The sequence below is a fragment of the Microbacterium sp. PF5 genome (assembly GCF_004794315.1).
GTDB classification, from domain to species: Bacteria; Actinomycetota; Actinomycetes; order Actinomycetales; family Microbacteriaceae; genus Microbacterium; species Microbacterium sufflavum.
Map to the genome: position 1 here is coordinate 78380 of NZ_SSDQ01000151.1, position 24990 is coordinate 103369.

Sequence of the window (24990 nt, forward strand, 5' to 3'; positions counted from 1 at the left end):
CTGGGCATTGCTGCAGCTTCAGCGCCCGCCGACACTGGTCGGGAGGTGTCACCGTCGACACCCGAAGGAGAGACATGGCATCCCCCACTGCTGCATCCCCGACCGCCGCACCCCCGTCGAAGCTCAAGCGCGTCGTCGCGGCCTCCATGGCCGGCACCGTCGTCGAGTGGTACGAGTTCTTCCTCTACGCCACCGCCGCGAGCCTGGTGTTCGGCACCTACTTCTTCCCCGCGACCGGATCCCCGCTCGACGGCATCATCGCCGCCTTCGTCACCTACGCGGTCGGCTTCATCGCGCGCCCGCTCGGCGGCATCGTGTTCGGGCAGATCGGCGACCGCTTCGGCCGCAAGCCCACCCTGCAGGCCACGATCATCATCGTCGGCGCCGCGACGTTCCTGATGGGCTGCCTGCCCGGGTTCCAGAGCATCGGCTACTGGGCCCCCGCGATGCTCGTGGCCCTGCGGTTCATCCAGGGCTTCGCGGTCGGCGGCGAGTGGGGCGGCGCGGTACTGCTGGTCGCGGAGCAGAGCCCCGACCGCTCGCGCGCGTTCTGGTCGAGCTGGCCGCAGGCCGCCGTCCCGGTGGGCAACCTGCTCGCCACGCTCGTGCTGCTCGTGAGCTCGTGGGTCATGAGCTCCGCCGCGTTCCTCGAGTGGGGCTGGCGCATCGCGTTCTGGCTGTCCGCCGTGATCGTCCTCGTCGGCTACTACATCCGCCGTCACGTGGAGGAGGCGCCGATCTTCCTGGAGGCGAAGGCCCAGGTCGAGACCGAGAAGGCCACCTCCTACGGCGTCGTCGAGGTGCTGCGCCGCTACCCGGTCGGCATCGTGCAGGCGATGGGCCTCCGGTTCGCGGAGAACATCGTCTACTACATCGTCGTCAGCTTCACGATCGTGTACCTCAAGACCGTGCACGAGTACGACACCAGCCAGCTGCTGCTGGCGCTGCTGATCGCACACGTGGTGCACTTCGCGGTCATCCCGCAGCTCGGCCGGCTCGCCGACCGCTGGGGCCGCAAGCCCGTGTACCTGACCGGCGCGATCCTCAGCGCGACGTGGGCGTTCTTCGCCTTCCCGCTGTTCGACACGCTCAACCCGGTGCTGATCGTGCTGGCGGTGACGATCGGGCTCTGCTTCCACGCGTTCATGTACGCGCCGCAGCCGGCCGTGATGGCGGAGCTGTTCCCGACGCGCATGCGCTACTCGGGCGTCTCGCTGGGCTCGCAGGTGACGGCCATCCTCGCCGGCTCGCTCGCCCCGATCCTGGCGATCCAGTGGCTGCGCGACTTCGGCTCCTGGCTGCCGATCGCGATCTACATCGTGATCGCCTGCGTGGTCACGGCCATCGCCGTGCTGTCGCTGCGCGAGACCACCGGCATCTCCCTGCAGGCGATCGACGACGAGGACGCGGCGCGCACCGCGGCACGGCTGGACGCGGAGAAGGCCACCGCATGACGGATCTGCGCGGACGCCGGGCCCTCGTGACGGGCGGAGCGAGCGGGATCGGCGCCGCGTGCGTGCGTGCGTTCGCCGCCGCGGGGGCCCGGGTGACCGTCGCCGACATCGACGGCGACGCGGCGCAGGCCCTCGCGGCGGAGGTGGGCGGGGAGGCGTGGCAGGTGGACCTGTCCGACGTCGCCGCGCTCGCCGAGGTGCGGATCGACACCGACATCCTCGTGAACAACGCGGGTGTGCAGCACGTCAGCCCCATCGAGGAGTTCGATCCGGAGCGGTTCTCGTTCCTCCTGCGGCTGATGCTGGAGGCCCCGTTCCTGCTGATCCGCGCCGCCCTCCCCGGCATGTACGAGCGCGGGTTCGGGCGGGTGCTGAACGTGTCGAGCGTGCACGGCCTGCGGGCCTCGCCGTTCAAGGCGGCGTATGTCGCGGCCAAGCACGGGCTGGAGGGCCTGTCGAAGGTCACGGCGCTGGAGGGCGCGGCCCACGGGGTGACGAGCAACTGCCTGAATCCGGGCTACGTGCGCACGCCGCTGGTGGAGAAGCAGATCGCGGACCAGGCGCGACTGCACGGCATCGCGGAGGACGAGGTGCTGGAATCGGTACTGCTCACCGAGTCCGCGATCAAGCGGCTGGTGGAACCGGAGGAGGTCGCGGCGCTCGCGCTGTGGCTCGCGGGCGACGCGGCGGGCATGATCACCGGAGCGAGCCACACGATGGATGGCGGCTGGTCGGCGCGCTGACGCGCAGGCGCGTCAGGGGCGTGTGACCTCGGCGAGCACCGTCGTGCGCAGCCATTCGGCGTAGCGGGCGGGCGTCCACCCGGACTGCGCGACCAGCTGCTGGTAGCTCTCGGGCGACAGCAGGAACGACAGGGCATCGGCGGTCGCGTCGGTGTCGGTGGCCGCGGGGGCGATGCCGCGCCGCACCAGCTCCGCCACGAACCCGCGGTAGTCCGCCGCCCGGTTGTCCAGGATGCGGCGGAGCGCTTCGTCGACGACGGGGTCGGACAGCGCGGCCCCGAGCAGGACGGTCCACAGGCCGTGCCCGCGCTGGTTGGCCGTGGTGATCTGGGTGAGCACGCCGTCGAGGAATGCGTCGTCGGGCAGGTCGAGCAGTCCGGAGGCGACCTCCGTCTCCACGAGTGACTCCGCGGCCTCCGACCCGGAGAACGTCACCTCGAACGCGGCGATCAGCAGCTCGGCCTTCGCCGCGGTGGTCTTCACGGTCTCGGCCGACACCCCGGCCTCGCGGGCGATGGCAGCGATCGTGGTCGCCTGGTACCCCTGCGACGCGAAGAGGCGGGCGGCCGCGGCGACGATGCGCGCTCGCGTCTCCTGGGCCTGGCGGGTGCGCAGGGCGGACGTGTAGGCACGCGGGGCGGCTTCAGCCATTGACTTTCCTCAGGGGGTGATGAATACTTCGACGGTACAGTCAATCCTAACCGAAGGAACGCTATGTCCAGCTACCTCCTCACCTGCACTCCCGCTCACGGTCACGTGCTGTCCCTCCTGCAGGTCGCCCGGCACCTGGTCGACGCCGGGCACGAGGTCGGATTCCTCACCAGCGCCCGCTACGCCGACCGCGTGCTGGCCAGCGGCGCCCGCTTCCTTCCGCTGCCGCCCGAGGCCGACGTCGACCTCGACGACGCCGACGGCGCGTTCCCCGAGCGTGCGGGTCTCACCGGCCCCGCAGCACTCCGGTTCGACATGAGCACGCTGTTCGTGCGGCCCGGTGCCGCCCAGCTCGCGGCCGTGCGCGCCGAGCTCGCCTCCCGTCGCATCGACGCCGTCCTCACCGAGCCGCTCTTCGTCGGGGGTGCGCTGCTGCAGCTCCTGCCCGCGGCCGAGCGGCCGCCCGTGATCGCGCTCGGGATCTTCCCCCTCGGAGCCCGCAGCGTCGACACCGCGCCGTTCGGGCTGGGCGTCACCCCGATGCGCGGGCCGCTGGGGCGCCTGCGCAACGCGGCCCTGCGGCTCGTCGCCGAGCGCGCGATCTTCGGCGGGGTGCAGCGTGAGGCCGACGACATGGCGCGGCAGACCGTCGGCCGCGACCTCGGCGGCTTCGTGCTGGACTGGGCGGGACGCACCGACGCCTACGTGCAGTTCACGGTGCCCGAGTTCGAGTATCCGCGCGGCGACCTGCCCGACACGGTGCACTTCGCCGGACCGCTGCCTACGACCGCGTCCGACGCCCCGCTGCCGGACTGGTGGGACGACCTCGGCGGCGACCGCCCGGTCGTGCACGTCACCCAGGGCACCATCGCCAACTCCGACTTCACCCAGCTCGTGCTGCCCGCGGTGCACGGGCTCGCGCCGTCCGACCTGCTCGTGGTGGTGACGACGGGCGGGCGCCCGAGGAACAGCCTTCCCGCCGACCTGCCGGAGAACGTGCGGGTGGCGGAGTACCTGCCGTACGACCGGCTGCTGCCGAAGATCGACGTGCTGGTCACCAACGGCGGGTACGGCGGCGTGCAGCAGGCCCTCGCCCACGGGGTGCCGATCGTCGTCGCCGGCCAGACGGAGGACAAGGTGGAGGTCTCGGCGCGCGTGGGCTGGTCGGGCGCCGGCGTGAACCTCCGCACCAACACCCCGGCGTCCGCCCAGATCGCCGCGGCCGTGCACCGCGTGCTGGCGCAGCCGTCGTTCCGCGTGGCGGCGGAGCGCATCGGCACGTCGATGCGCTCGGCCGATGCGTGGTCGACCCTGGATGGGGTGCTCGACCGGGTGACGCGGTCGTGGCCGGCGCGGGAGACCGTCGCGGAGAGCTGAGCGAGCGGTCCATTCCGGCGCATGGACGCAACAGGACGCAACGTCGACCGGTATACCATCCTGGGCAGGCGCCTCCCGGTGTCAGTCCCCAGCTGACCTGGCGGGCGCGACGGCATCGCCGTCATGCGGAGGGAACGTCGGAATTCCTTTCGATCCCGAGGGGGGATGGGGTGGGAGTCGATCCCCAGACGACACCCACCCCCACTTCGCACGCGGTCAGTTCCAGCGCGTCAGCAACCAGAACGCCGCGAAGCCGATCACCACGATCAGGGGAAGCCACGTCCCGGTGCGCTTGAGGCGTCGACCCTGCGGCGCGACGCCCGGCGGCGGCGTCAGCAGGCCGACCGGCGGAGCGAACGGCAGCGCGTGCCCGCCGGAGGATCCCGCCGTGACGGGCGGCGTCCGCTGCGCAGCCAGCCGATCGTCGCGCCATCGCGCCCACTGGTCGAACTTCGTCAGCAGCGCGCCGACCGCGCCGAACAGCCACGCCCAGGTCGCCGGATCCAGCGTCGACACCTTGCGCTGCGTGTACAGGAACAGCCAGTCGTCGACGATCTCCACGTCGAGCTGCGCGGCGTTGTCGATGAACCGCGCCATGATGTCGGGCGTGAAGAGGTAGAGCGCATCCTGCTCGTAGCCCTCGGGGCAGTACAGGGTGAAGTGCCGGTCGAAGTCGCCCTCGAGCGACAGCCGCTGCGCCCGCTGGAACGACGCCGGCAGGTTGGAGCCGAAGCCGTTGTTGCCCGTCGCGTCGAGCACGATGTTGGGCAGCGGCACGTCGAGCTTCACGGCCACGTAGCCCCAGCGGTAGGTCGTGGAGTTCTTCCCCGACTGCACCGTGTACTGGTAGTTGCCGAATTCCACGAACCGCGGGTGGCTGCCGCGCACCAGGTCCGTGGCGAGGCGCGACCGGCCCAGCTGGAAGATCATGCCGGGCAGCGGCGGGTCGTCCACGCGCGGCTCGTACGTCATGCCGTTGGCCTGGGCGAAGCGGTGCAGCCGGTAGCGGGTGGCCTGACCGTTGCGCACGGCCATCCAGATGAGCACGCCGACCGCGGCCGCGAGCAGCACGATCAGCACGAGCGGGATCGCGGCCGCGCCGGGGGATCCGGTGGATGCGGCGAGGCTCAGCACCACCGTGAACAGGATCGGCAGCATCACCAGCCCGGCGATCGACACGGCGACGATCGCGATGATGGAGGACACCGCCATGCCCGATGTGCGCCGCGACCGCAGCTCGGCGGCGAAGGCGCGCACGGCGGCCGGGTCGACCGGTTCCGTGAGGGGACGGGCGTCGAAGCTCGGCGCCGGAGCGGGCGCCGTCACCGGTTCACCTCGTCGGCGTCCCACGTGAGGTCGGCGCCCTCGCGCAGGACCAGCGCCTCCAGCCGCTCGTTCGTGCAGATCGCGCGGATGAGCTCGGGCGAGCCCGCGACGATCGTCGAGTCGAAGTCGATCTCCGAGACCATGACCCAGGCGCGGTCGTCGGGCCACAGCAGGCTCGGACTCTGCGCCGACGGCGGGAACCCGTGCTCCTCGGCGGCGAGGTCGCGCCACGGCGCCCGCAGGACCCAGTCCGGATCGGCGAACTCCGATGCCCCGGCGGTGAACGGCACGTGGTCGCGCTGGGGGAGCCGCAACCGGGGCCCCTCCGAGATCTCGCGTGACAGGATGCCCTCCTGCCAGGTGGGCTTGCGGAAGCCGTTGTTGAACGGATCGTGGGTGCTGCGCTCCAGCATCGCCCGGTGGTGGGGGTCGTCGTCGAACCCGAGGAGCGCGCGCGACGGCGTCTGTCCGAAGAAGCCGACCAGCCCGCCCCATCCCTCCCACAGCGCCGCGACCCCCGCGTCGGGTGTCGCGGTGTGCGCGGCGAGGTGGCCCGCCAGCACGGACAGCAGGTCGGGGTCGAGCTCCCCCTCCGCAGGGGCGTTGTACTCGCGCCCGTCCGGGCCGATCCGGGTGCGCCAGTCGCCCTCGACCGGGGTGCGCACGATCCGCTGCCACTGTGCGAGTGCGTGCATCGTGGTGCCGAAGACCGCGGCGGTGTCGGCCCAGGTCACGCGCTCGCCGGAGAACTGCGCGTCGAGCCGGCGGCGCTCGGGTTCCGGCAGGCGCTCCCACTCGTCGGGGGTGGGGTACGGGCGGTCGGGCAGGGAGCGCACGACCCCCGGATGGAACACGCGCGCGTAGGCGGGGAACCCGCGCGGCACCACGCCGTGCATGCTCGCGGTCACGTCGTCGTCGAGGCGGTCGCGCAGCCAGGCGCCGGGGCTCGGGTCGGCCATCCACTCCATGCGACCCACGGTACCGGCCGGGCCCGGGCGCCCGGCCTCCCGCGCGGCGGCGTCTGCGGCATCCTCCATAATCGAGGGGTGACTGCGACTGCGACCCTTCCCTCCCTCGACGGCCGACGCTTCCGCATGGTGTCGTCCACCACCTCCGCCGTCGACCCCGACGCCCCCAGCATCTTCGAGTACTTCGAGCGCGACGGCGCCATCTGGGGCGGGTACGAGGGCGACACGGTCACGTTCGGCAAGTTCATCGGCACCCGCACCGCCGACACCATCTGGGTGTCGTTCGTGCACGTGCTCAAGACCGACGGCACCGTCGTCACCGGCGACGGCGAGAGCGAGCTCGAGCTCACCGACGACGGCCGCATCCGCCTCGTCGAGCACTACGAGATGCACGGCCTGCCGCAGCTGAGCGTGGTCGAGGAGATCCCCGCCGCCTGACCCCGGGTCAGCGGGGCGGGAGGGTGTCGCGGCCGGGGGAGGCGGGTGTCCAGCGGGTCATGCCGAGCGGCACCTCGGTGTCGCGCTCCGGGAGGTCGGCGGGCAGCAGGTAGGGGCGGCGGACCACCTCGTCGAGCACCACGACGCTGACCACGGTGCGCACCTCGGGCAGCTGCGCGATCACCCCGGTGGAGAACTCGTGCACCCCGCTGACGTCGACCGCGCGGATCAGCAGCATCGCGTCGTGCTCGCCCGTGGTGATGGCGCACCACTCCACGTCGGGCATCTCGATGATGCGCTCCCGGAACGAGGCCCAGGCCTGCGGCATGACCGTGACGAACACGAGCGCGCCGATCGACAGTCCGGCCTTGGCGTGATCGACGCGGGCGCTGAAGCCGGTGATGACGCCGTCGTGCACCAGGGACTCGACCCGGGTGTAGGCGCTGGCGCGGGAGATGCCGACCTTCTCGGCCAGTGCGGCGATCGAGACGCGACCGTTATCACGCAGCACATCGAGGATTCTGTACGCCGTCTCATCCAGTGGGGCGGCACTTCGTCCAGAAAGCTTCGACGGATCCGCATCCTTGCTGGACATATTGCTCCTGACATCCGAGGTTCTGGACAAAGCGTGCCGATGTGACCCGCACTTGCTGGACACATCGTCGCATATGATGCGAATCTGATCACCGGTCGTCCACATCGGACATCACCGGAACCCGAATGTACTCCTCGCCCTTGGAGGCCCTCATGTCGTCACGCCGTTTCACGCCGGTCATCGCGCTCGGAGCCGTCGCGCTCCTGGCGCTCGCGGGTTGCTCGGGAGGGAACTCGGCGAACAACTCCGACTCGTCCCAGGGCTCCGACTCGCTCGTCATCGACACCGCGTTCTCGATCGAGACCGCCGACCCCGGTCACACCTACGACCCGACCGGCAACATGATCGCGAAGGCCCTGTACGAGACCCTCGTCGACTTCGAGGGCTCCGACGTCTCCACGCCGGTCCCCGGTCTCGCCTCGTGGGAGCAGAACGACGCCGCGACCGAGTTCACCTTCACCCTCGAGGGCGACCGCGTCTTCTCCGACGGCTCGCCCGTCGAGGCGAAGGACGTCGTGTTCTCGCTGCAGCGCATCCAGGGCATGGAAGACGCCAAGCCCAACTTCCTGCTCGGCGGCCTCACCATCACCGAGGTCGACGACAAGACCATCCGGTTCACGTCCGAGACCCCGCTGCTGCAGCTCCCGGCCATCCTCGCGAACCCGGCCCTCGGCATCGTGAACTCCGACGTGGTGATCGAGAACGGCGGCGCGATCGACGGCACCGACTCGGCGCAGGAGTTCCTCGACGGCGAGTCCGCGGGCTCCGGGCCGTTCGTGCTCGACACGCTCGACCTCAGCTCGCAGGTGGTCCTGAAGAGCAACGACGAGTACAACGGCGACGAGAAGTCGGCCTACAGCCGCGTGGTCGTGCGCAACGTGTCGGAGAGCGCCACGCAGCTCGCCAACCTCAAGGGCGGCGACTCGATGGTCGCGATGGACCTCAACGGCGACCAGGTCGCGGGCCTCGGCGACGACATCACGGTCGACTCGGTCCCGTCGGGCCAGACCATCTTCCTGCTGCTGAACCAGTCGCCCGCCGTGGCCGGCGAGCTGGCCAACGTGAAGATCGCCGAGGCGATCCGCTACGCACTCGACTACGACGCGCTGCTCGAGCTCGCCGGTGCGGGCGCCGTGCAGGCGACGGGCGTGATCCCGCCCGGATTCGAGGGTGCACTCGACGGCGGCGTGGAGCAGGACCTCGACAAGGCGAAGGCCGCGCTCGCCGAGGCCGGCTACACCGGCCAGACGCTGAAGCTGCAGTTCCCGAACGACTACCCGGTCGGCGGCGTGGAGTTCACCCCGCTCGCGGAGCGCGTGCAGGCGCAGCTCGAAGACGCCGGCATCACGGTCGAGCTCGCCCCGGCCCCGTTCGCGACCGAGCTCGACGCATACGTCAACGGCACCGAGGGCTTCGGCCTGTGGTTCTGGGGTCCGGACTACGCCGACTCGGCGAACTTCCTCCCCTTCGCTCCCGGTCTGAAGGTCGGCCTGCGCGCCGGCTGGGCGGCCGAGGCCAACCCGGAGATCGCGGGCATCGCGGCGGGTGCCGCGAGCGCCACCGACCCCGCGCAGCGCGAGGCCGCGTTCACCGAGTTCGCCGAGGCGATGCAGGAGCAGGGTCCGTTCGTGCCGCTCATCGTCCCGGGCCGCAACATCTCCTCCGCGAGCGACGTGACCGGTGCCGTGTATAACTCCGTGTGGGAGATGGACATCGCCGAGATCGCCCCGGCCGGCTGAACGGACCTTCCATGACGACAGTGGCCGTGCAGAGGCAGGCGCAGCGGCGCCGTTCGCCTCTCGTCGGATACCTGCTGCGGCGGGCCGGGACCTCCCTGCTCCTGTTGGTGGGCGTGACGATCGTCACGTTCGCGCTCACCAACCTGGTGCCGGGAGACCCGGTCTCGGCCGCCCTCGGTGAGGGCGCGTCGCAGAACCCGGCGACGCGCGAGGCGTTCATCAAGGCGAACGGACTCGACCAGCCACTGTTCGTGCAGTACTTCATCTATATGGGGAACCTGCTCCGCGGGGACCTCGGCACGTCGCTGGTGACCGGACGCCCGGTCACCAGCGACCTCGCCACCGCGGTGCCCGCGACGATCGAGATCGCGATCGGGGCGATCATCGTCAGCCTCGCGGTCAGCATCGTGCTCGGCACGCTCGCCGCCTACCGCCGGGGCCTCGTCACCGACCAGGTCATCCGCGTGGTCACCCTCGTCGGCCTCAGCGTCCCCACCTTCTGGCTCGCGCTGGTCAGCTTCTACGTCTTCTTCCTGGAGCTGCGCATCGCGCCGGGCTCGGGGCGCATCTCGCCGTCGATCACCCCGCCGCCGCGCGTGACCGGGCTCTACACGGTCGACTACCTGCTCAACGGCGACGGCGTCGGCTTCTTCGACGCGCTCGCCCACCTCGCCCTTCCCGTCATGGTGCTCTCGCTCGTGACGATCGGTCTGCTCACCCGGTTCATCCGCACGTCGGTGCTGGAGGTGCTGGGCAGCGACTACGTGCGGGCCGCCCGCGCCAAGGGCCTCCCGGCCATGCGCGTCATCCTCGACTACGTGCTCCGCGGAGCCTCGCTGCCGATCCTCACCGTGGTGGGCGTCGCATTCGGGGCCCTGCTGTCGGGCACCGTGCTCGTGGAGTCGGTGTTCGCGTGGCCGGGCCTGGGCACGTACGCCTACAACTCCGCCGCGAACCTCGACCTGCCCGGCATCATGGGCGTCGGTCTGGTCGTCGGCGTCATCTACCTCCTCATCAACTTCATCGTCGACCTGCTCTACGGCGTGCTCGACCCGAGAGTGAGGATCGCATGAGCCGCATCGACGCCGCCGCCGGCCCCTGGCGCTTCCGCTTCCGCTGGCCCCGCGCCTGGCGCACCCCGCTCGGCATCATCGGCACCGTGATCGCGGCGGCCTGGATCGTCATCGCCTTCACGGCGCAGTGGTGGGTGCCGTACCCGCCGAACGCGCAGGTGCTGCCGCGACTGCAGGAGCCGGGCATCGACACGATCCTCGGCACCGACGGCAACGGCCGCGACATCTTCTCGCGACTGATGACCGGAGCGACGGTGAGCCTGCCGCTCGCGCTCATGCTCGTGATCGCGGCGATGATCATCGGCACGCTGATCGGCGCCGTCGCGGGCTACTTCGGCCGCGCGGTCGACGAGACGCTGATGCGCATCACCGATCTCTTCATGGCGTTCCCGACCGTGATCCTCGCGATGGTGGTCGCCGCGTCGCTCGGCCCGTCGCTGTTCAACGCGGTGATCGCGGCGATCGTGGTGTCGTGGCCGCAGTACGCCCGCGTCACCCGCAGCATCGTGCTCGGCCTGCGCGGACAGAACTACGTGATCGCCGGACGCCTGCTCGGCCACTCGCCGCTGCGGACCCTGTTCGTCGACATCCTCCCCAACATCGCCGGGCCCGTGCTCGTGCTCGCCACGCTCGACATCGGCGCCGCGATCCTGCTGCTCTCCGGCCTCTCCTTCCTCGGCCTCGGCGCGCAGCCGCCCACCGCCGAGTGGGGGTCGATGATCTCGGGGGCCATGCAGAACTTCGACGCCTGGTGGCTCGGGGTGTTCCCCGGTCTCGCGATCCTCACGGTCGTGCTGGCGTTCAACTTCCTCGGCGATGCGATGCGCGACGTGCTCGACCCGACCGCCGAGGTCACGCACGAGAAGGAGGCCGACCACCAGGCCTCCGCGACGGGGGTGCCCGCATGACCGCCGCGCTGAGCATCCGCGATCTCACGGTCGACATCGGCCGTCCGCTCGTGAAGGGCGTCTCGCTCGAGCTCGAGGCCGGGCGCATCCACGGCCTCGCGGGCGAGTCGGGCTCCGGCAAGACCCTCACCTCGCTCGCGGTGCTCGGGCTGCTGCCGCGGCAGGCCCGCACGGGCGGCTCGATCACCCTCGCGGGGGAGGAGCTGCTCGGCCTGAAGCGCCGCGGCCTCAACCGCATCCGCGGGAAGCGCATCGCGATGGTGTTCCAGGACCCGTCGGCGTCGCTGCACCCGCAGCTCCCGGTCGGCCGCCAGCTCACCGACCACATGCGCGTGCACCTCGGCCTCACGGGCGCCGCGGCGCGCGAGCGGGCGGTGGAGCTGCTGCAGACCGTGCAGGTGCCGAACCCGGCGGAGGCGCTGAAGCGCTACCCGCACCAGTTCTCGGGCGGGCAGCGGCAGCGCATCGCGATCGCGTGCGCCCTGGTGTGCGACCCCGAGGTGCTGCTGGCGGACGAGCCCACCACGGCGCTCGACGTCACGGTGCAGGCCGGCATCCTGCAGCTGCTGCGCGACCTCGCCATCGAACGGAACCTCGCCGTGCTGCTCGTGACGCACGACCTCGGCGTGATGAGCGCGATCGCCGACACCGTCGCGGTCATGAAGGACGGCCGCATCGTGGAGCTCGCCGACCGCGAGACCCTGTTCCTGCACCCGCAGCACGAGTACACGCGGATGCTGCTCGCCGCCCTCCCCGGCTCGCGCATCGAGGCGCCCGCGGTCGACGCGACGGACCAGGTCGATGCGGTCGACTCGATCGAGGAGGATGCGCATGAGTGAGGTCAGCGTCCTCGACGCGCGCGACGTGGTCGTGCGATACCCGGGCAATCCGCCGGTGATCGCCGTGAACGGGGTGTCGCTCCGCGTGGCCGCGGGGGAGACCGTCGCGCTGGTCGGCGAGTCGGGCAGCGGCAAGTCGAGCCTCGCCCGCGCCGTCGTCGGCATCGAGAAGACCGCCGCCGGCACGGTCGAGTTCCGCGGGGCCCCGGTCGCGCCGCTCGGCATCCGCCGCCGGTCGACCGCCCTGACCGGGATCCAGATGGTGTTCCAGGACCCGTCGACCTCGCTGAACCCTCGCCGACGCATCGGCGACCAGATCTCCGACGGCATCGCCACCGCCCGAGCGCGCGGTGCCGCCGGATCCACCGTGGAGGAGTGGCTCGAACGCGTCGGGCTGCCCGCGAACGTCCGCACCCGCTTCCCGCACCAGTTCTCGGGCGGGCAGAAGCAGCGCATCGCGATCGCCAGGGCCCTGGCCGCGCGGCCCTCGCTGCTCGTGGCGGACGAGCCCATCTCGGCGCTCGACGCCTCGACGCAGACGAGCGTGGCCGGACTGATGCGCGACCTGGTGGCCGAGTCGGGCGCCGGCATGCTCTTCATCTCGCACGACCTCGCCGTGGTGCGCCGCATCGCCGATCGCACCCTGGTCATGTTCGCGGGACGGGTGCTCGAGTCGGGCCCCACGGAGCAGCTGTGGTCCGCGCCGCAGCACCCCTACACGCAGGCCCTGCTCGCGGCCATCCCCGAGCCGGACGGCGCCGGCCGCATCCCCGACGCCCCCTCCACGGACGACCGCGCCGTGTGGGCCGAGGTCCCGCCCGTCGCCTACTGACGCGGGGCCGGACGGCGAAGGGCCGGGGCGCATGCCCCGGCCCTTCGTGTCATCCCCGGATCACACCGGGGCGACGATGTCCTGCTTCACGTCCCACTCGGTGATCTCCATCGCGATCTCCAGCGACTGGCCCTCGACGGACGCGGTGCTCTTCGATGCGAGGTTGACGTAGTCGGCGGTGACCTCGAACGCCACGTCGACGGTCGTGCCCTGCTGGTCGACCGAACCGGTGATCAGGAACACCTTCTGGCCGAGGCGCTCGCCGGTGCCGCTCACGGTGAAGTCGCCCGCGAGGGCCTCGGCCGCAGCGGCGGGGTCCATGGCGGCGACGTCGGCCGCGCTCGTGCTGAGGCCCGCGATGATCGGGTCGCTGGAGTCCGGGTCGGCCGGCTGCCAGTCGCTCGACGGCGACTTGACCCACACGTCGTCGCCGATCGCGACGATCGAGCCCATCGGCGAGATCGACTCGAGGGCCTTCTCGGAGGGGTTCACGCGGGCGGTGCTCTCCATGCCCAGCACGCTCGTCTTGGCGGCGTAGCCCGCGGAGTCGGCCATCGCGTCGGCGATGCACGTGCCGAGCGCCGTGCCGTCGACGGTCGCGCCCTCGGCCAGCTCGGGGCAGTCCGTGGCCGGTGCGTCGGCCTCCTGCGATGCGGCCGTGCTCGGCTTCGCGTCGGCCGGCTTGTCCGATCCGCCCGCCGAGCATCCGGTGAGCATGACGGCGGCGGCGAGAACGACGCCGACCCCCCACTTGTTGACGCGCATGGCGCCCCCCTCCAGTCATGTGCCCGATGACGGTCATCGGGCACGCCCTCCAGCATGCCAAGCCGCGGGCCGATCGGTGGGAGGCGGCTCGGAGGAATGTCCGCTAGACTGTCGAGGTTGTCTGCCTTCCGGCACCCGCTCGGGTTCCACGGGCAGGCACGTGCACACACCCTCCTGCTCCCGGGAAAGTCCCGAGAGCCGTTCTAGTCCGAAGGAGGTGGGTAAGTGACGCACCAGTACGAACTCATGGTCATTCTGACCCCCGAGATCGACGAGCGCCAGGTCGCCCCGACGCTCGACAAGTTCCTGAAGGTCATCACCAACGATGGTGGCTCGATCGAGAACGTCGACATCTGGGGCAAGCGCCGTCTGGCCTACGAGATCCAGAAGAAGACCGAGGGCATCTACGCCGTCGTCAACTTCACCGCGACCAGCGCCGCCACGCAGGAGCTCGACCGTCAGCTCAAGCTGAACGAGCAGATCATGCGCACCAAGGTCCTGCGCGCGGAAGAGGCTCAGGCGATGATCGCGTCCGAGGCCAAGCGCTCCGAAGAGAAGGCTGCCCGCAAGGCCGCCAAGGCTGCGAAGGCCTAAGTCTCATGGCCGGCGAAACCGTCATCACCGTGGTGGGAAACCTCACGGCCGACCCCGAGCTGCGGTACACGCAGAACGGGCTGCCGGTGGCGAACTTCACCATCGCATCGACGCCGCGCAACTTCGACCGTGCCGCGAACGAGTGGAAGGACGGCGAAGCGCTGTTCCTCCGCGCGTCGGTCTGGCGCGAGTTCGCGGAGCACGTGGCGGGCTCGCTGACCAAGGGCATGCGCGTGATCGCGCAGGGCCGTCTGCGTCAGCGTTCCTACCAGGACCGCGAGGGCAACCAGCGCACCGCGATCGAGCTGGAGGTCGACGAGATCGGCCCCTCGCTGCGGTACGCGACCGCGCAGGTCACCCGTGCGGCCTCGAGCGGTGGCGGTGGCGGGCAGTCCCGTCCGCAGCAGCAGCAGGTGTCGGAGGAGCCGTGGTCCACGCCCGGCTCGTCGACCAGCGCCGACGCCTGGAGCACTCCGGGCAGCTTCGGCGACGACACCCCGTTCTGATCAATTCTCCGGATGCGCGCGAGCGCGCAGCGTCCGATCATCATCACTAAGGAAGAGCAATGGCTGGAAAGTCGAGCGGCGACCGCCGCAAGCCGCGGAAGGGCGCGAAGAACGCCGCCCCCGCGAAGTCCATCCGGGTCGGTGTCATCGATTACAAGGATGTCGCCACCCTCCGCAAGTTCGTCTCGGAGCGCGGCAAGATCCGCGCCCGTCGCATCACCGGTGTGTCGGTGCAGGAGCAGCGTCTGATCGCCACGGCGATCAAGAACGCGCGCGAGATGGCGCTCCTGCCCTACGCTGGCGCCGGCCGGTAAGGGGTACTGAGATGGCAAAGCTGATTCTCACGAACGAGGTCGCCGGGCTGGGTAGCGCCGGTGACGTGGTCGAGGTCAAGAACGGGTACGCCCGCAACTACCTCATCCCGCAGGGTTTCGCGACCGCGTGGACGCGCGGTGGCGAGAAGCAGGTCGCGTCGATCCAGGCCGCACGCCAGGCGCGTGCGATCCACGACCGCGACGAGGCCGTGGCCCTGAAGAACTCGCTGGAGGCCGCCAAGGTGCGCCTCGCGGTCAAGGCCGGCAAGGAGGGTCGTCTCTTCGGCTCGGTCAAGACCGCCGACGTGGCCGACGCGGTCGAGGCCGCCGGTCTCGGTGCGATCGACAAGCGCAAGGTGCACATCACGTCGCCCATCAAGGCGACCGGTGAGCACGAGGCGACCGTGCGTCTGCACGAGGACGTCACTGCGGTCATCACGCTGCAGGTCGTCGCCGCCAAGTAAGGCACGTCTGTCGAACGCCCTCCGTCCTCCGGGACGGGGGGCGTTCTTCGTTCTCCGGGCGCGACGCGCTCGGTGATCTTGGATCCAGAATGCAGAGTTTGAGGGCTTCGATCCGATAGCCTCTGACCCATGGTGAAGTCAGGGGACGCGGCGGCGTCTGCGAAGGATCGCGCCGATGCGCTGCAGAAGCTCGCCCAGCGACACGGGGCCGGGTATCGGTCGGTCGGCGCGATGGCGTACGACATCATCCGCGACGCGATCCTCGATGGCACACTCCCGCCCGGCATGAAACTGCGCCAGGAGACCCTCGCCGAATCGATCGGCATCTCCCGCCTCCCGATCCGCTCCGCCCTCATCCAGCTCGAGGCCGACGGGCTCGTGGTGTTCCACGCCCGCCGCGGCGCGATGGTGCGGGCGCTGTCCACGGAGGAGGCCGGGGAGGTCTACCACCTGCGCATGCTGCTCGAGAAGGAGGCGCTGCGCCTGGCGATGGCGGAGATCACGCCCGAACGGGTCGAGCGCCTGCGGGAGCTCGCGAAAACCGCCGACGACATCTCCGAGGGCGGCGAGTTCGTCGAGGCGCGCACCGAGTTCTACGCCACCCTGTACGACGCGCAGGCCCGCCCGCTGCTGTGGGAGATGATCGAGCAGCTGCGGCTCAAGCTCGGGCGCTACGTGCTGGGGTGGCGGCTGGGGCCCGCGGGCTCGCACGATCATTCGCACACCGAGCTCGTCGACGTGGTCGCGGCCGGCGACGCGAAGAAGGCGCTGGGCGTGCTGGAGGCCCACCTGACCCAGGTGCGCGACGGCGTGATCGCCCTGCTCGACGACGCGGCCGCGGAGGGCGCGGACAACTCCTGACGCGGCGCACGACTCGCGGCGGGCGACTCCGCGGACACACTGCTCCGCGGGCGCAGGACCGCCCGGGGCTCAGGTGACGGTGCCGCGGCGTGCGAAGCGGGGCTCGCGCCACACCTCGGTCTCCAGCACGTCGTGCAGCACGTCGACCGCATCCCACACGTCGGCGTAGGAGGTGTAGAGCGGGGTGAACCCGAAGCGGATGAGGTCGGGCGCCCGGAAGTCGCCGATGACCCCGCGCTCGATGAGGGCCTGCATCACCGCATAGCCGTCGTCGTGGCGCAGCGACACCTGGCTGCCGCGGCGGGACGACTCGCGGGGTGTGACGGAGACGATGCCCCAGCGCTCTGCGAGCCGCGCGTCCACGAGCGACAGGAACAGCTCGGTCAGCCGCAGGCTCTTCTCGCGCAGCAGCTCCAGGTCGACGTCGTCCCAGATGTCGAGGCTCGCCTCCAGTCCCGCGACCGACAGCAGCTGCGGTGTGCCGACGCGGAACCGCTCGATGCCGGGCGCCGGGGCGTAGTCCACCGTGAAGTCGAACGGACGGGCGTGGCCGTGCCAGCCGGTGAGCGCGGGCCGGGCGGCGGCGTGATGGCGGGACGCGGCCCACAGGAACGATGGTGACCCCGGGCCGCCGTTGAGGTACTTGTAGGTGCAGCCCACCGCGAAGTCGGCCCCGGCGGCGTTCAGGTCGATCGGCAGCGCCCCGGCGCTGTGGCACAGGTCCCACACCACCAGGGCCCCGGCGGCCTGCACGCGGCGCGTGACCTCGGCCAGATCGTGCAGCCGCCCGGTGCGGTAGTCGACCTGGGTGAGCACGACCACCGCCACATGGTCGTCGAGCACGTCGTCGAGCGTGGGGCCGTCGTCGGCGATCAGACGCCGCTCCAGGGGTTCGCCGCCGCCGAGCAGCTCCTGCACGGCCTCCAGCATGTACAGATCGGTGGGGAAGTTGCCGCGCTCGGCGACGATCACGCGCCGCCCCGGCCGCATGCGCACCGCCGCGACCACGGCCTGGAAGAGGCTCGCCGACGTGGAGTCGCCGAGCACGACCTCGCCCTCCGCGGCGCCGATCAGCGGGGCGATCCGGTCGCCGACCGTACGCGGCTTCGCGAACCAGCCCGCGTCGTTCCAGCTGCGGATGAGCCCGGTGCCCCACTCCTCGGTGATCACGCGCTGCACATGCGCCGGGGTGTGCCGGGGGAGCGCGCCGAGGGAGTTGCCGTCGAGGTAGATCACGCCCTCCGGCAGCACGAAGCAGTCGCGGAACGAGCCGAGCGGATCGGAGGCGTCGAGCGCCTCGCAGGTGGCGCGGTCGAGGGCGGTGCGGGTCGTGGCGCTGGGCGGGGTCGTGGTGCTCATGGGGCGGGTCCGTTCGGGTCGTGCGGTCAGCGGCCGAGGAAGCGCAGGGCGTTGTCGCGGAGGATGGCGGTCTTGTCGGCGTCGTCGAGGAAGGCGGAGCGGTGGACGACGTCGCCGACCGGTCGCTCGCCCAGGGGATACGGGTAGTCGCTGCCGACCATCACCTGCGAGGCGCCGAGCGTGTCGACGAGCAGGCGCAGCGCGGCCGGGTCGAACACGACGCTGTCGACGCTGAACCGGTCGAGGTAGGAAGAGGGCGGCTGTGCGCTCACGCCGATCACGTCGGGCCGCTGCCGCCACGCGTTCTCGAAGCGGCCGAGCCAGAACGCGAACGAGCCGCCGCCGTGCGCAAACGCGAGCCGCAGCGACGGCGGAACGCGGTCGAACACTCCGCCGAGGATCAGCGCGATGATCGACAGGTGCGTCTCGGCGGGCATGCCCGTGAGCCAGCGGGCCATCCAGCGATCGAGTCGCGGCGAGCCGGCCATGTCCCAGGGGTGCACGAACACGGGGATCCCGCGCCCGGCGCAGTGCTGGAGGAACGTGACGATGCCGGCGTCGTCGAGGTCGCGGTCACCGACGTGGTTGCCGATCTCGACCCCGGCGTGACCGGAGGCGATCGCGCGGTCGGCCTCGACGCACGCGGCATCCGGATCCTGCAGCGGCACCTGCGCGAACGGGATGAGCCGATCGGGCGCGGGGGCGCAGATCTCCAGCGCTAGGTCGTTGAAGAGGCGCGCGACCTTCACCGCCTCGTCTCCCGACTTGTCATAGGAGAAGAACAGCGGAGTGGGGGAGACCACCTGCATCTCCACCCCGTCGGCGTCCATGTCGGCCAGGCGCACCTCGGCATCCCAGCAGTCGTCGCCGATGCGACGGAACTCGGACTCGCCGAGCATGATCATCGCCTCGCGCTCGGAGTCCACGCGCAGGGTCGGCCAGAGCCCTGGCCCGACCTGCGTGGACAGGTCGGGCCAGGCGCTCGGCACGAAGTGCGTGTGGACGTCGATCGTGCCCAACGCCGCGTCAGCCCTTGCCGGGATGGACGGTGCCGCACTCGGGGCAGGTGCGCCCCTCCTCGCTGTCGTAGAACTCGCGGAACACCGGCGGCAGGTCCTCCACGATGTCGCGCACCTGCAGCTCGACCTCGTGCACCTTGGTGTTGCAGTTCGGGCAGAACCACGCGAACTTCTCCAGCGTGCCCTCCTCGCGGATGCGCTCGATCACGATGCCGATCGACCCCTCCTCGGGGCGCTGCGGGGAGTGGAACACGTTGCCGGGCAGCAGCCACATCTCGCCCTCGCGGATGTCGATGCGCTGCGGGCCGTCCTCCGTCTGGATGTTCACGTGCATGTTGCCGCGGTACTGGTAGAACCACTCCTCGTAAGGATCGAAGTGGAAGTCGGTGCGCTGGTTGGGGCCGCCGACGACCTGCACGATGAAGTCGCCCATCGGCGTCCAGGCGGCCTTGTTGTTGACCGGCGGCTTCAGGAGGTGCTCGTTCTCCGTGATCCAGGCGGCGAAGTCGATGACGGGTGGGATGGTGCTCATTTCTCCTCCTCGAGAGTGGCAGGGGTGGTGCGGTCGGGGCGCCTCGCGATCGCCTGGATCTCGAGGCGCAGGTGCGGATGCGGCAGGGCGTGCACGGCGACCGTGGTGCGGGCCGGACCCTGCTCGTCGAAGTACTCGGCCCAGACGGCGTTGTAGGGGGCGAAGTCGTTCATGTCGACCAGGAACGTGGTGGCCTGCACGAGGTCGTCGAGGTCGCAGCCCGCGGCGGCCAGCACCGCGCGGATGTTCTCGATCACGGCGCGGGTCTGCACCGCGACGTCGAGCCGGGTCGCCCCGAACTCGTCGACCTCGGCGCCCGCGATCGTGTTGTCGGGGCGGCGGCTGGAGGTGCCCGACACGAACACGAGGTCGCCGCTGAGCTTGGCGTGCGGGAAGCGTCCGCGCGGGGTGGCCTTGCCCTCCACGAGGATGCCGCGGGACTCGGTCATGATGCTCCCTTCGGGCCGGACGACGCGGAACCGTCGTCCGTGCGGATCGTGACGCCGCCCAGACCGGTGACCGTCGCCTCGACCACACCGCGGTCGGGCAGGGGAACAGCGGCGGTCGCGGCCCCGGCGAGGAGCACCATGCCCGCCCGCAGCACGAAGCCGTGGCGCGCACCGAGTCGAGCGGCCGCGAGGATGGCGCGACCGGGGTCGCCGAGGATCGCGGCGGTCGAGCCCGTCGCGGCGATGCGGCCGTCGACCTCGAGCCGCACGGCCCGGTTGTCGATGGCGCCCGCGCGGTCGAGCGGTGTCCAGGGGCCGATCGCGTAGGCCGCGGCGGAGGCGTTGTCGGCCACCACGTCGGCGAGGCTGAAGCGGAAGTCGCGGTACCGGGAGTCGATGATCTCCAGGGCGGGGGCGACCGCGGCCACCAGTTCCGACAGCGGCCGGTCGACCGCGGACGCGTCCAGGTCGGCGCGCAGGAGGTAGGCGACCTCGGGCTCGATGCGCGGGTGGATGGCGGACCGCCGCGCGAACACGCCGTCGTCGTCCAGGCGCATGGCATCGGTCAGGGTGCCCAGGATCACGTCGTGCACACCCATCTGCTGCGCCTTGGCCTGACTCGTGAATCCGAGCTTGACCCCGGTGATGTGCTCGCCGCGGGCGACCCGTCGGGCGATGAGGGCGTGCTGCGTGGCGTAGGCCGTGGCGAGGTCGACCTCCTCCGTGGGCGACAGCTGGTTGATGGGCGCGGCCGTGCGCTGGGCGGTGTCGAGGGCGGCGGCGTAGACCGCGTCGGTGCTCATGAGGCCGCCCCCGCGGAACGCGCGGCGACCAGGTCGAGCGCGACATCGACGATCATGTCCTCCTGGCCGCCCACCATGCGCCGTCGTCCGAGCTCGACCAGGATGTCCCGCGCGTCGAGGTCGTGCTTCGCGGCCGCGCGCTCGGCGTGCAGCAGGAAGCTGGAGTACACGCCCGCGTAGCCGAGGGTGAGCGTCTCGCGGTCGACGCGCACCGGACGGCGCTGCAGCGGACGCACCAGCTGCTCCGCGGCGTCCTGCAGCGCGAACAGGTCGCAGCCGTGCTCCCACCCGAGCAGATCCGCCACCGCGACGAACGCCTCGACGGGGCAGTTGCCCGCTCCGGCGCCCTGGCCCGCGAGGGATGCATCGACGCGGTACGCGCCGTGCTCGACGGCGGTCACGCTGTTGGCGACGCTCAGCGAGAGGTTCTCGTGCGCGTGGATGCCGATCTGCGTCGCGGGGTCGAGCACGTCGCGATAGGCGTCCACGCGCGCGGCGACATCGTGCATCGTGAGGCGTCCGCCGGAGTCGGTCACGTACACGCAGTGCGCTCCCGCGTCCTGCATGATCCGCGCCTGCTCGGCGAGCCCGCGCGGATCGTTCAGGTGGCTCATCATCAGGAACCCCGACACGTCCATGCCGTGCTCGCGCGCCCACGTGATGTGCTGGATCGCGACGTCGGCCTCGGTGCAGTGGGTGGCGACCCGCACGCTCGCGACGCCGAGGTCGCGGGCGCGGGCGAGGTCGTCGATCGTGCCGATGCCGGGCAGGATCAGGGTCGTCAGCACCGCCCGGTCCAGGACCTCGGCGGCGGCCGCGATCCACTGCCAATCGGTGTGGGCGCCGTGCCCGTAGGCGACGCTGGATCCGCCGAGGCCGTCGCCGTGCGCGACCTCGATCGCATCCACGCCCGCCGCTTCCAGGGCCCGGGCGATGTCGCGAACCTGGTCGGTCGTGTAACCGTGGCCGATGGCGTGCATGCCGTCGCGCAGCGTCACGTCCTGCACGTACACGCGCGGAGTCGAGCCGGTCATGCGGGAACCCCCGTCCGTCGGGCGACGAGTCGCTCGGCGGTGCGCAGGGCGGCCGAGGTCATGATGTCGAGATTGCCCGCGTACTCCGGAAGGTAGTGCCCGGCGCCGGTCACCTCCAGCAACACGGTCACGCGCGTGCCGCGGAACGCCCGGTCGAGCGCGGGGACGTACCCCTCGTCGACCGCGTCGAACTGCACGTCCTGCGCGAGCCGGTAGCCGCCCACGTACCCCTGCACCGCGGCGACCATGTCGGTCACCGAGGTGCGGACGGCGTCGCGGTCGAGCGTGGCGGGGTCGCCCTCGACCAGGCAGTACACGGTGTCGCGCATGATGAGCGGCGGGTCGGCGGGGTTCAGCACGATGATGGCCTTGCCCCGCTCGGCGCCCCCGATCACCTCCAGCGCGCGGGCCGTGGTCTGGGTGAACTCGTCGATGTTCGCGCGGGTGCCGGGTCCTGCGGACTTCGAGGCGATCGAGGCGACGATCTCGGCGTATGCGACCGGGGCCACGCGCGACACGGCGGCCACCATGGGCACGGTCGCCTGCCCGCCGCACGTCACCATGTTCACGTTGGTGGCCCCCGCGTGCGCGTCGAGGTTCACCACGGGCACCACGTAGGGGCCGATCGCGGCGGGCGTGAGGTCGACCATGAGCCGTCCGGCGTTGCGCACGAGGGCGTCGTTGCGGGAGTGCGCGCCGGCCGAGGTCGCGTCGAACACCAGCTCGACATCGGCGAACTCGGGCAGGGCGAGCAGCCCGTCCACCCCCTCGTGCGTGGTGGCGACACCCAGGCGGCGGGCGCGCGCGAGGCCGTCCGAGTGCTCGTCGATCCCGGCCATCGCCACCACGTGCAGCGTGGTGGACAGCCGCTTCACCTTGATGAGCAGGTCCGTGCCGATGTTGCCGGAGCCGATGATGGCGATTCCCGTGGTCATGCCGCCGCCCCTTCCGTCGCCGTGCCGGAGGCCGTGCCGTGGAAGTCGGCGCGCACCTCTCCGAGTCCGTCGAGCCGGGCGCGGAACACGCCGGCCGTTGCGTCGACCATGGGCCCGAGCGCCCCGGACAGGATCACCTCGCCTGCGCGCAGCGGCTGTCCGCGCCGGGCGACCTCGCGCGCCAGCCAGGCCACCGCGATCACGGGGCTGCCCAGGCACGCGGCGCCGCTGCCGGTCGAGACGGGGCGCCCGTCGCGGTCGAGCGTCATGCCGAGCGCGGTCAGATCCAAGCCGTCGAGCCGGCGGGGGGTCGTGCCCAGCACGACCGCGCCGCTGGAGGCGTTGTCGGCGATGGTGTCGGTGAGGCGGATGTCCCATCCCGCCACCCGGGAGTCCACGACCTCGATCGCGGGCAGCACGAACTCCGTCGCCCGCAGCACGTCGGCGACGGTCGCGTTGGGGGAGTCGAGGTCGCGCCCGAGCACGAACGCCACCTCGGCCTCCGCGCGCGGCTGCAGGAAGCGCCCGAGGTCGAGCGGCTCCCGGTCGGCGTGGATCATGTCGTCGAGCAGCACGCCGTAGTCGGGGCTGTCCACGCCGAGCTGCGCCTGCACGACCGGCGAGGTGAGGCCGATCTTGCGCCCCACGATGCGCCGGCCCCCGTCCACGTGACGGGCGATGCCGAGCGACTGCACGGCGTACGCGGCGTCCTGGTCGGTGTCGCCGAGCAGGTCGCGCACCGGAGCGCACGGGCGACCGGTCTCGGCCGCCCGCCGCAGCCGCTCGTCGGCGGCCCGCACGGCCTCGGTGTCGAGGACCCCGGTCACAGCTGCACGCACACGTTCGTCGGCTCGGTGTAGAACTCGAGCGAGTGGTGGCCGCCCTCGCGACCGATGCCGGAGAGCCCCACGCCGCCGAACGGGCTGCGCAGGTCGCGCAGGTACCAGGTGTTGACCCACGACATGCCGGTGCGCATCTGCTGGGCGACGCGGTGACCGCGGGTGAGATCGGTGGTCCAGGTGACGGCGGCGAGCCCGTAGTCGGTGTCGTTCGCGAGCCGGATCGCCTCCTCCTCGCTGTCGAACGGGATGAGGGCGGCGACCGGGCCGAACACCTCCTCGCGCACGGTGCGGTGGCTGTTGTCGAGCCCGGTCCACAGTGTCGGCTCGATCCAGGAGCCGCCGTCGAGTCCGTCGCCGAGGGTCGGCACCCCGCCACCCGCGAGCACCGTGGCGCCCTCCGACACCGCGAGGTCGAAGTACGACTGCACCTTCTGCCGGTGCGCCTGCGAGATCAGCGGGCCCGTGGTGGTCGCGGGGTCCTCCGGCCGACCGAGGCGCAGCCGCCCCGCGTGCTCGGCGAGCCCGGCCGCCACATCGTCGAACACCGACCGCTCGACGTAGATGCGCTCGGTGCACAGGCACACCTGGCCCGTGTTGAGGTAGGTGCTGCGGGCGAGTCCGGCCACCGCGGCGTCGAGGTCGGCGTCGGCGAACACGAGCGCGGCGTTCTTGCCCCCGAGCTCGAACGACACCGGACGCACGCGCGGTGCGACGGCCCGCATGATCGCGGAGCCCGTGGAGGACTCGCCCGTGAAGGTCACACCGTCGATGCCGGGGTGCTTCGTGAGGGCCTCGCCCGCGGAACCCGCGCCGAAGCCGTGCACCACGTTCACCACCCCGGCCGGCACCCCCGCCTCCGCGAGGATCTCGGCGAGCAGCGTGGCCGACGACGGCGTCTCCTCGGACGGCTTGATCACCACGGTGTTGCCGGTGGCGAGGGCCGGCGCGAGCTTCCACGTGAGCAGCAGCAGCGGCAGGTTCCACGGCACGATCACCGCGACCACGCCGAGGGGCTTGCGCACCGCGTAGTTGAGGGCGCGGCGGCCGTCGGGCAGTTCGGTGAGGAACGAGTCGAGCCCGGTGGCGGAGACCGTGTCGGCGAAGGAGCGGAAGTTCGCGGCGGCCCTGGCCACGTCGAGGTCGCGGGCGAGGGACTCGGGCTTGCCGGTGTCGCCGACCTCGGCGGCCACGAGCTCATCGGCGCGGCGGTCGATCGCGTCGGCGACGCCCCGCAGCAGGCGGGCGCGCTCGGCCACCGTCATGCGACCCCACGGTCCGTCGAACGCGGCACGGGCGGCAGCCACGGCACGGTCGACCTGCTCGGCCCCGGCCTCGTGCACCTCGGCGATCAGCGTGCCGTCGATCGGGCTGATCTTGGCGAAGGAGCCGATGCCCTCGACGCGCTCGCCGGCGATCAGGTTGTGGATCGCGCGGGGCGCCCGGCCCTGCTCGGCGGCAGGGCGGGGAGGCGTCATCGTCTCGGAAGGCATGCGCTCAGGCTAGGAACGTCGAAGGGATGCCGACAAATACTCTCTTGATGCACTGCCATGCCCCCACGGCTATAGTCCCG

General features: G+C 71.3%; 28 protein-coding genes. 14 read left to right on the plus strand and 14 right to left on the minus strand.

What is annotated here, in order from left to right; translation table 11 throughout:
* Positions 1-74: 74 nt before the first annotated feature.
* Together DW297_RS15035 and DW297_RS15040 are read left to right on the plus strand one after the other, a co-directional pair.
* Positions 75-1454, plus strand: a complete 1380-nt coding sequence (locus DW297_RS15035) for an MFS transporter (protein ID WP_136033847.1) — start codon at positions 75-77, stop codon at positions 1452-1454.
* Complete coding sequence (locus DW297_RS15040) at positions 1451-2197, plus strand: 3-hydroxybutyrate dehydrogenase (protein WP_136033849.1); 747 nt, start codon at positions 1451-1453, stop codon at positions 2195-2197. Before DW297_RS15035 ends, DW297_RS15040 begins: the two co-directional genes overlap by 4 nt.
* A 12-nt stretch (positions 2198-2209) precedes the next feature.
* Here the strand turns inward: DW297_RS15040 and DW297_RS15045 are convergent, their stop codons facing one another.
* Entirely contained in the window at positions 2210-2848 is a 639-nt protein-coding gene (locus tag DW297_RS15045; protein WP_136033851.1) for a TetR/AcrR family transcriptional regulator, read from the minus strand.
* 63 nt (positions 2849-2911) lie between these two features.
* Between DW297_RS15045 and DW297_RS15050 the strand changes: the two genes are divergently transcribed.
* On the plus strand, positions 2912-4225 hold the full coding sequence (locus DW297_RS15050; RefSeq protein ID WP_136033853.1) for a glycosyltransferase: 1314 nt from the start codon (positions 2912-2914) through the stop codon (positions 4223-4225).
* A gap of 216 nt (positions 4226-4441) precedes the next feature.
* Here the strand turns inward: DW297_RS15050 and DW297_RS15055 are convergent, their stop codons facing one another.
* Both DW297_RS15055 and DW297_RS15060 read right to left on the minus strand, forming a co-directional pair.
* Positions 4442-5551: a hypothetical protein gene (locus DW297_RS15055; RefSeq protein WP_136033855.1), complete on the minus strand. Its 1110-nt coding sequence runs from the start codon at positions 5549-5551 to the stop codon at positions 4442-4444.
* Positions 5548-6519 carry a hypothetical protein gene (locus DW297_RS15060; protein ID WP_136033857.1) on the minus strand — a complete coding sequence of 324 codons (972 nt, stop codon included), beginning with the start codon at positions 6517-6519 and terminating at the stop codon, positions 5548-5550. The genes DW297_RS15055 and DW297_RS15060 overlap by 4 nt, the downstream gene beginning before the upstream one ends.
* Before the next feature lie 78 nt (positions 6520-6597).
* Here DW297_RS15060 and DW297_RS15065 point away from each other — a divergent pair, with 78 nt between their 5' ends.
* Positions 6598-6957, plus strand: a complete 360-nt coding sequence (locus tag DW297_RS15065) for a hypothetical protein (RefSeq protein WP_240744643.1) — start codon at positions 6598-6600, stop codon at positions 6955-6957.
* 7 nt (positions 6958-6964) lie between these two features.
* Here the strand turns inward: DW297_RS15065 and DW297_RS15070 are convergent, their stop codons facing one another.
* Positions 6965-7552, minus strand: coding sequence for an Lrp/AsnC family transcriptional regulator (locus tag DW297_RS15070; RefSeq protein WP_206252186.1), 588 nt, complete (start codon positions 7550-7552; stop codon positions 6965-6967).
* 152 nt (positions 7553-7704) lie between these two features.
* Between DW297_RS15070 and DW297_RS15075 the strand changes: the two genes are divergently transcribed.
* Genes DW297_RS15075 through DW297_RS15095 form a run of 5 tightly spaced genes read left to right on the plus strand, consistent with a single transcriptional unit; the run spans position 7705 to position 12943 of the window.
* Positions 7705-9291, plus strand: coding sequence for an ABC transporter substrate-binding protein (locus DW297_RS15075; protein WP_136033859.1), 1587 nt, complete (start codon positions 7705-7707; stop codon positions 9289-9291).
* An 11-nt stretch (positions 9292-9302) separates the two neighbouring features.
* On the plus strand, positions 9303-10364 hold the full coding sequence (locus tag DW297_RS15080) for an ABC transporter permease (RefSeq protein ID WP_136033861.1): 1062 nt from the start codon (positions 9303-9305) through the stop codon (positions 10362-10364).
* Positions 10361-11272 (plus strand): ABC transporter permease, encoded by a 912-nt coding sequence (locus DW297_RS15085; RefSeq protein WP_136033863.1) that lies wholly within the window; start codon positions 10361-10363, stop codon positions 11270-11272. Before DW297_RS15080 ends, DW297_RS15085 begins: the two co-directional genes overlap by 4 nt.
* Positions 11269-12111 (plus strand): ABC transporter ATP-binding protein, encoded by an 843-nt coding sequence (locus tag DW297_RS15090; RefSeq protein WP_240744645.1) that lies wholly within the window; start codon positions 11269-11271, stop codon positions 12109-12111. The genes DW297_RS15085 and DW297_RS15090 overlap by 4 nt, the downstream gene beginning before the upstream one ends.
* Entirely contained in the window at positions 12104-12943 is an 840-nt protein-coding gene (locus DW297_RS15095) for an ABC transporter ATP-binding protein (RefSeq protein WP_136033865.1), read from the plus strand. Before DW297_RS15090 ends, DW297_RS15095 begins: the two co-directional genes overlap by 8 nt.
* Before the next feature lie 60 nt (positions 12944-13003).
* Here DW297_RS15095 and DW297_RS15100 read toward each other — a convergent pair whose 3' ends face one another.
* Complete coding sequence (locus DW297_RS15100; protein ID WP_136033867.1) at positions 13004-13708, minus strand: hypothetical protein; 705 nt, start codon at positions 13706-13708, stop codon at positions 13004-13006.
* A 225-nt stretch (positions 13709-13933) separates the two neighbouring features.
* Here DW297_RS15100 and rpsF point away from each other — a divergent pair, with 225 nt between their 5' ends.
* The 5 genes from rpsF to DW297_RS15125 all read left to right on the plus strand — a co-directional run bounded on the left by rpsF (position 13934) and on the right by DW297_RS15125 (position 16447).
* The gene (rpsF, locus tag DW297_RS15105) at positions 13934-14302 is read left to right on the plus strand and encodes a 30S ribosomal protein S6 (RefSeq protein ID WP_021201450.1); all 369 of its coding nucleotides are present in this window, start codon (positions 13934-13936) and stop codon (positions 14300-14302) included.
* A 5-nt stretch (positions 14303-14307) separates the two neighbouring features.
* Positions 14308-14808, plus strand: a complete 501-nt coding sequence (locus DW297_RS15110) for a single-stranded DNA-binding protein (RefSeq protein WP_136033869.1) — start codon at positions 14308-14310, stop codon at positions 14806-14808.
* A gap of 59 nt (positions 14809-14867) precedes the next feature.
* On the plus strand, positions 14868-15122 hold the full coding sequence (gene rpsR / locus DW297_RS15115) for a 30S ribosomal protein S18 (protein ID WP_017203799.1): 255 nt from the start codon (positions 14868-14870) through the stop codon (positions 15120-15122).
* A gap of 11 nt (positions 15123-15133) precedes the next feature.
* Entirely contained in the window at positions 15134-15586 is a 453-nt protein-coding gene (gene rplI, locus DW297_RS15120) for a 50S ribosomal protein L9 (RefSeq protein ID WP_136033871.1), read from the plus strand.
* 129 nt (positions 15587-15715) lie between these two features.
* A complete protein-coding gene (locus DW297_RS15125; RefSeq protein ID WP_136033873.1) occupies positions 15716-16447 on the plus strand; it encodes a GntR family transcriptional regulator in 732 nt (243 codons plus the stop codon).
* A gap of 69 nt (positions 16448-16516) precedes the next feature.
* Here the strand turns inward: DW297_RS15125 and kynU are convergent, their stop codons facing one another.
* Genes kynU through DW297_RS15170 form a run of 9 tightly spaced genes read right to left on the minus strand, consistent with a single transcriptional unit; the run spans position 16517 to position 24910 of the window.
* Complete coding sequence (gene kynU, locus DW297_RS15130; protein ID WP_136033875.1) at positions 16517-17806, minus strand: kynureninase; 1290 nt, start codon at positions 17804-17806, stop codon at positions 16517-16519.
* Positions 17807-17832: 26 nt separating this feature from the next.
* Entirely contained in the window at positions 17833-18825 is a 993-nt protein-coding gene (locus tag DW297_RS15135) for an amidohydrolase family protein (protein WP_136033877.1), read from the minus strand.
* A 7-nt stretch (positions 18826-18832) separates the two neighbouring features.
* Entirely contained in the window at positions 18833-19357 is a 525-nt protein-coding gene (locus tag DW297_RS15140; protein WP_136033880.1) for a 3-hydroxyanthranilate 3,4-dioxygenase, read from the minus strand.
* Positions 19354-19806, minus strand: coding sequence for a RidA family protein (locus DW297_RS15145; RefSeq protein WP_136033882.1), 453 nt, complete (start codon positions 19804-19806; stop codon positions 19354-19356). The genes DW297_RS15140 and DW297_RS15145 overlap by 4 nt, the downstream gene beginning before the upstream one ends.
* A complete protein-coding gene (locus DW297_RS15150) occupies positions 19803-20609 on the minus strand; it encodes a 2-keto-4-pentenoate hydratase (RefSeq protein WP_136033884.1) in 807 nt (268 codons plus the stop codon). The genes DW297_RS15145 and DW297_RS15150 overlap by 4 nt, the downstream gene beginning before the upstream one ends.
* Entirely contained in the window at positions 20606-21643 is a 1038-nt protein-coding gene (gene dmpG / locus DW297_RS15155; RefSeq protein WP_136033886.1) for a 4-hydroxy-2-oxovalerate aldolase, read from the minus strand. Before dmpG ends, DW297_RS15150 begins: the two co-directional genes overlap by 4 nt.
* Positions 21640-22578 carry an acetaldehyde dehydrogenase (acetylating) gene (locus DW297_RS15160; protein WP_136033888.1) on the minus strand — a complete coding sequence of 313 codons (939 nt, stop codon included), beginning with the start codon at positions 22576-22578 and terminating at the stop codon, positions 21640-21642. The genes dmpG and DW297_RS15160 overlap by 4 nt, the downstream gene beginning before the upstream one ends.
* A complete protein-coding gene (locus tag DW297_RS15165) occupies positions 22575-23405 on the minus strand; it encodes a 2-keto-4-pentenoate hydratase (protein WP_168442877.1) in 831 nt (276 codons plus the stop codon). Before DW297_RS15165 ends, DW297_RS15160 begins: the two co-directional genes overlap by 4 nt.
* Positions 23402-24910 (minus strand): 2-hydroxymuconic semialdehyde dehydrogenase, encoded by a 1509-nt coding sequence (locus tag DW297_RS15170; RefSeq protein ID WP_240744646.1) that lies wholly within the window; start codon positions 24908-24910, stop codon positions 23402-23404. Before DW297_RS15170 ends, DW297_RS15165 begins: the two co-directional genes overlap by 4 nt.
* Positions 24911-24990: the final 80 nt, after the last annotated feature.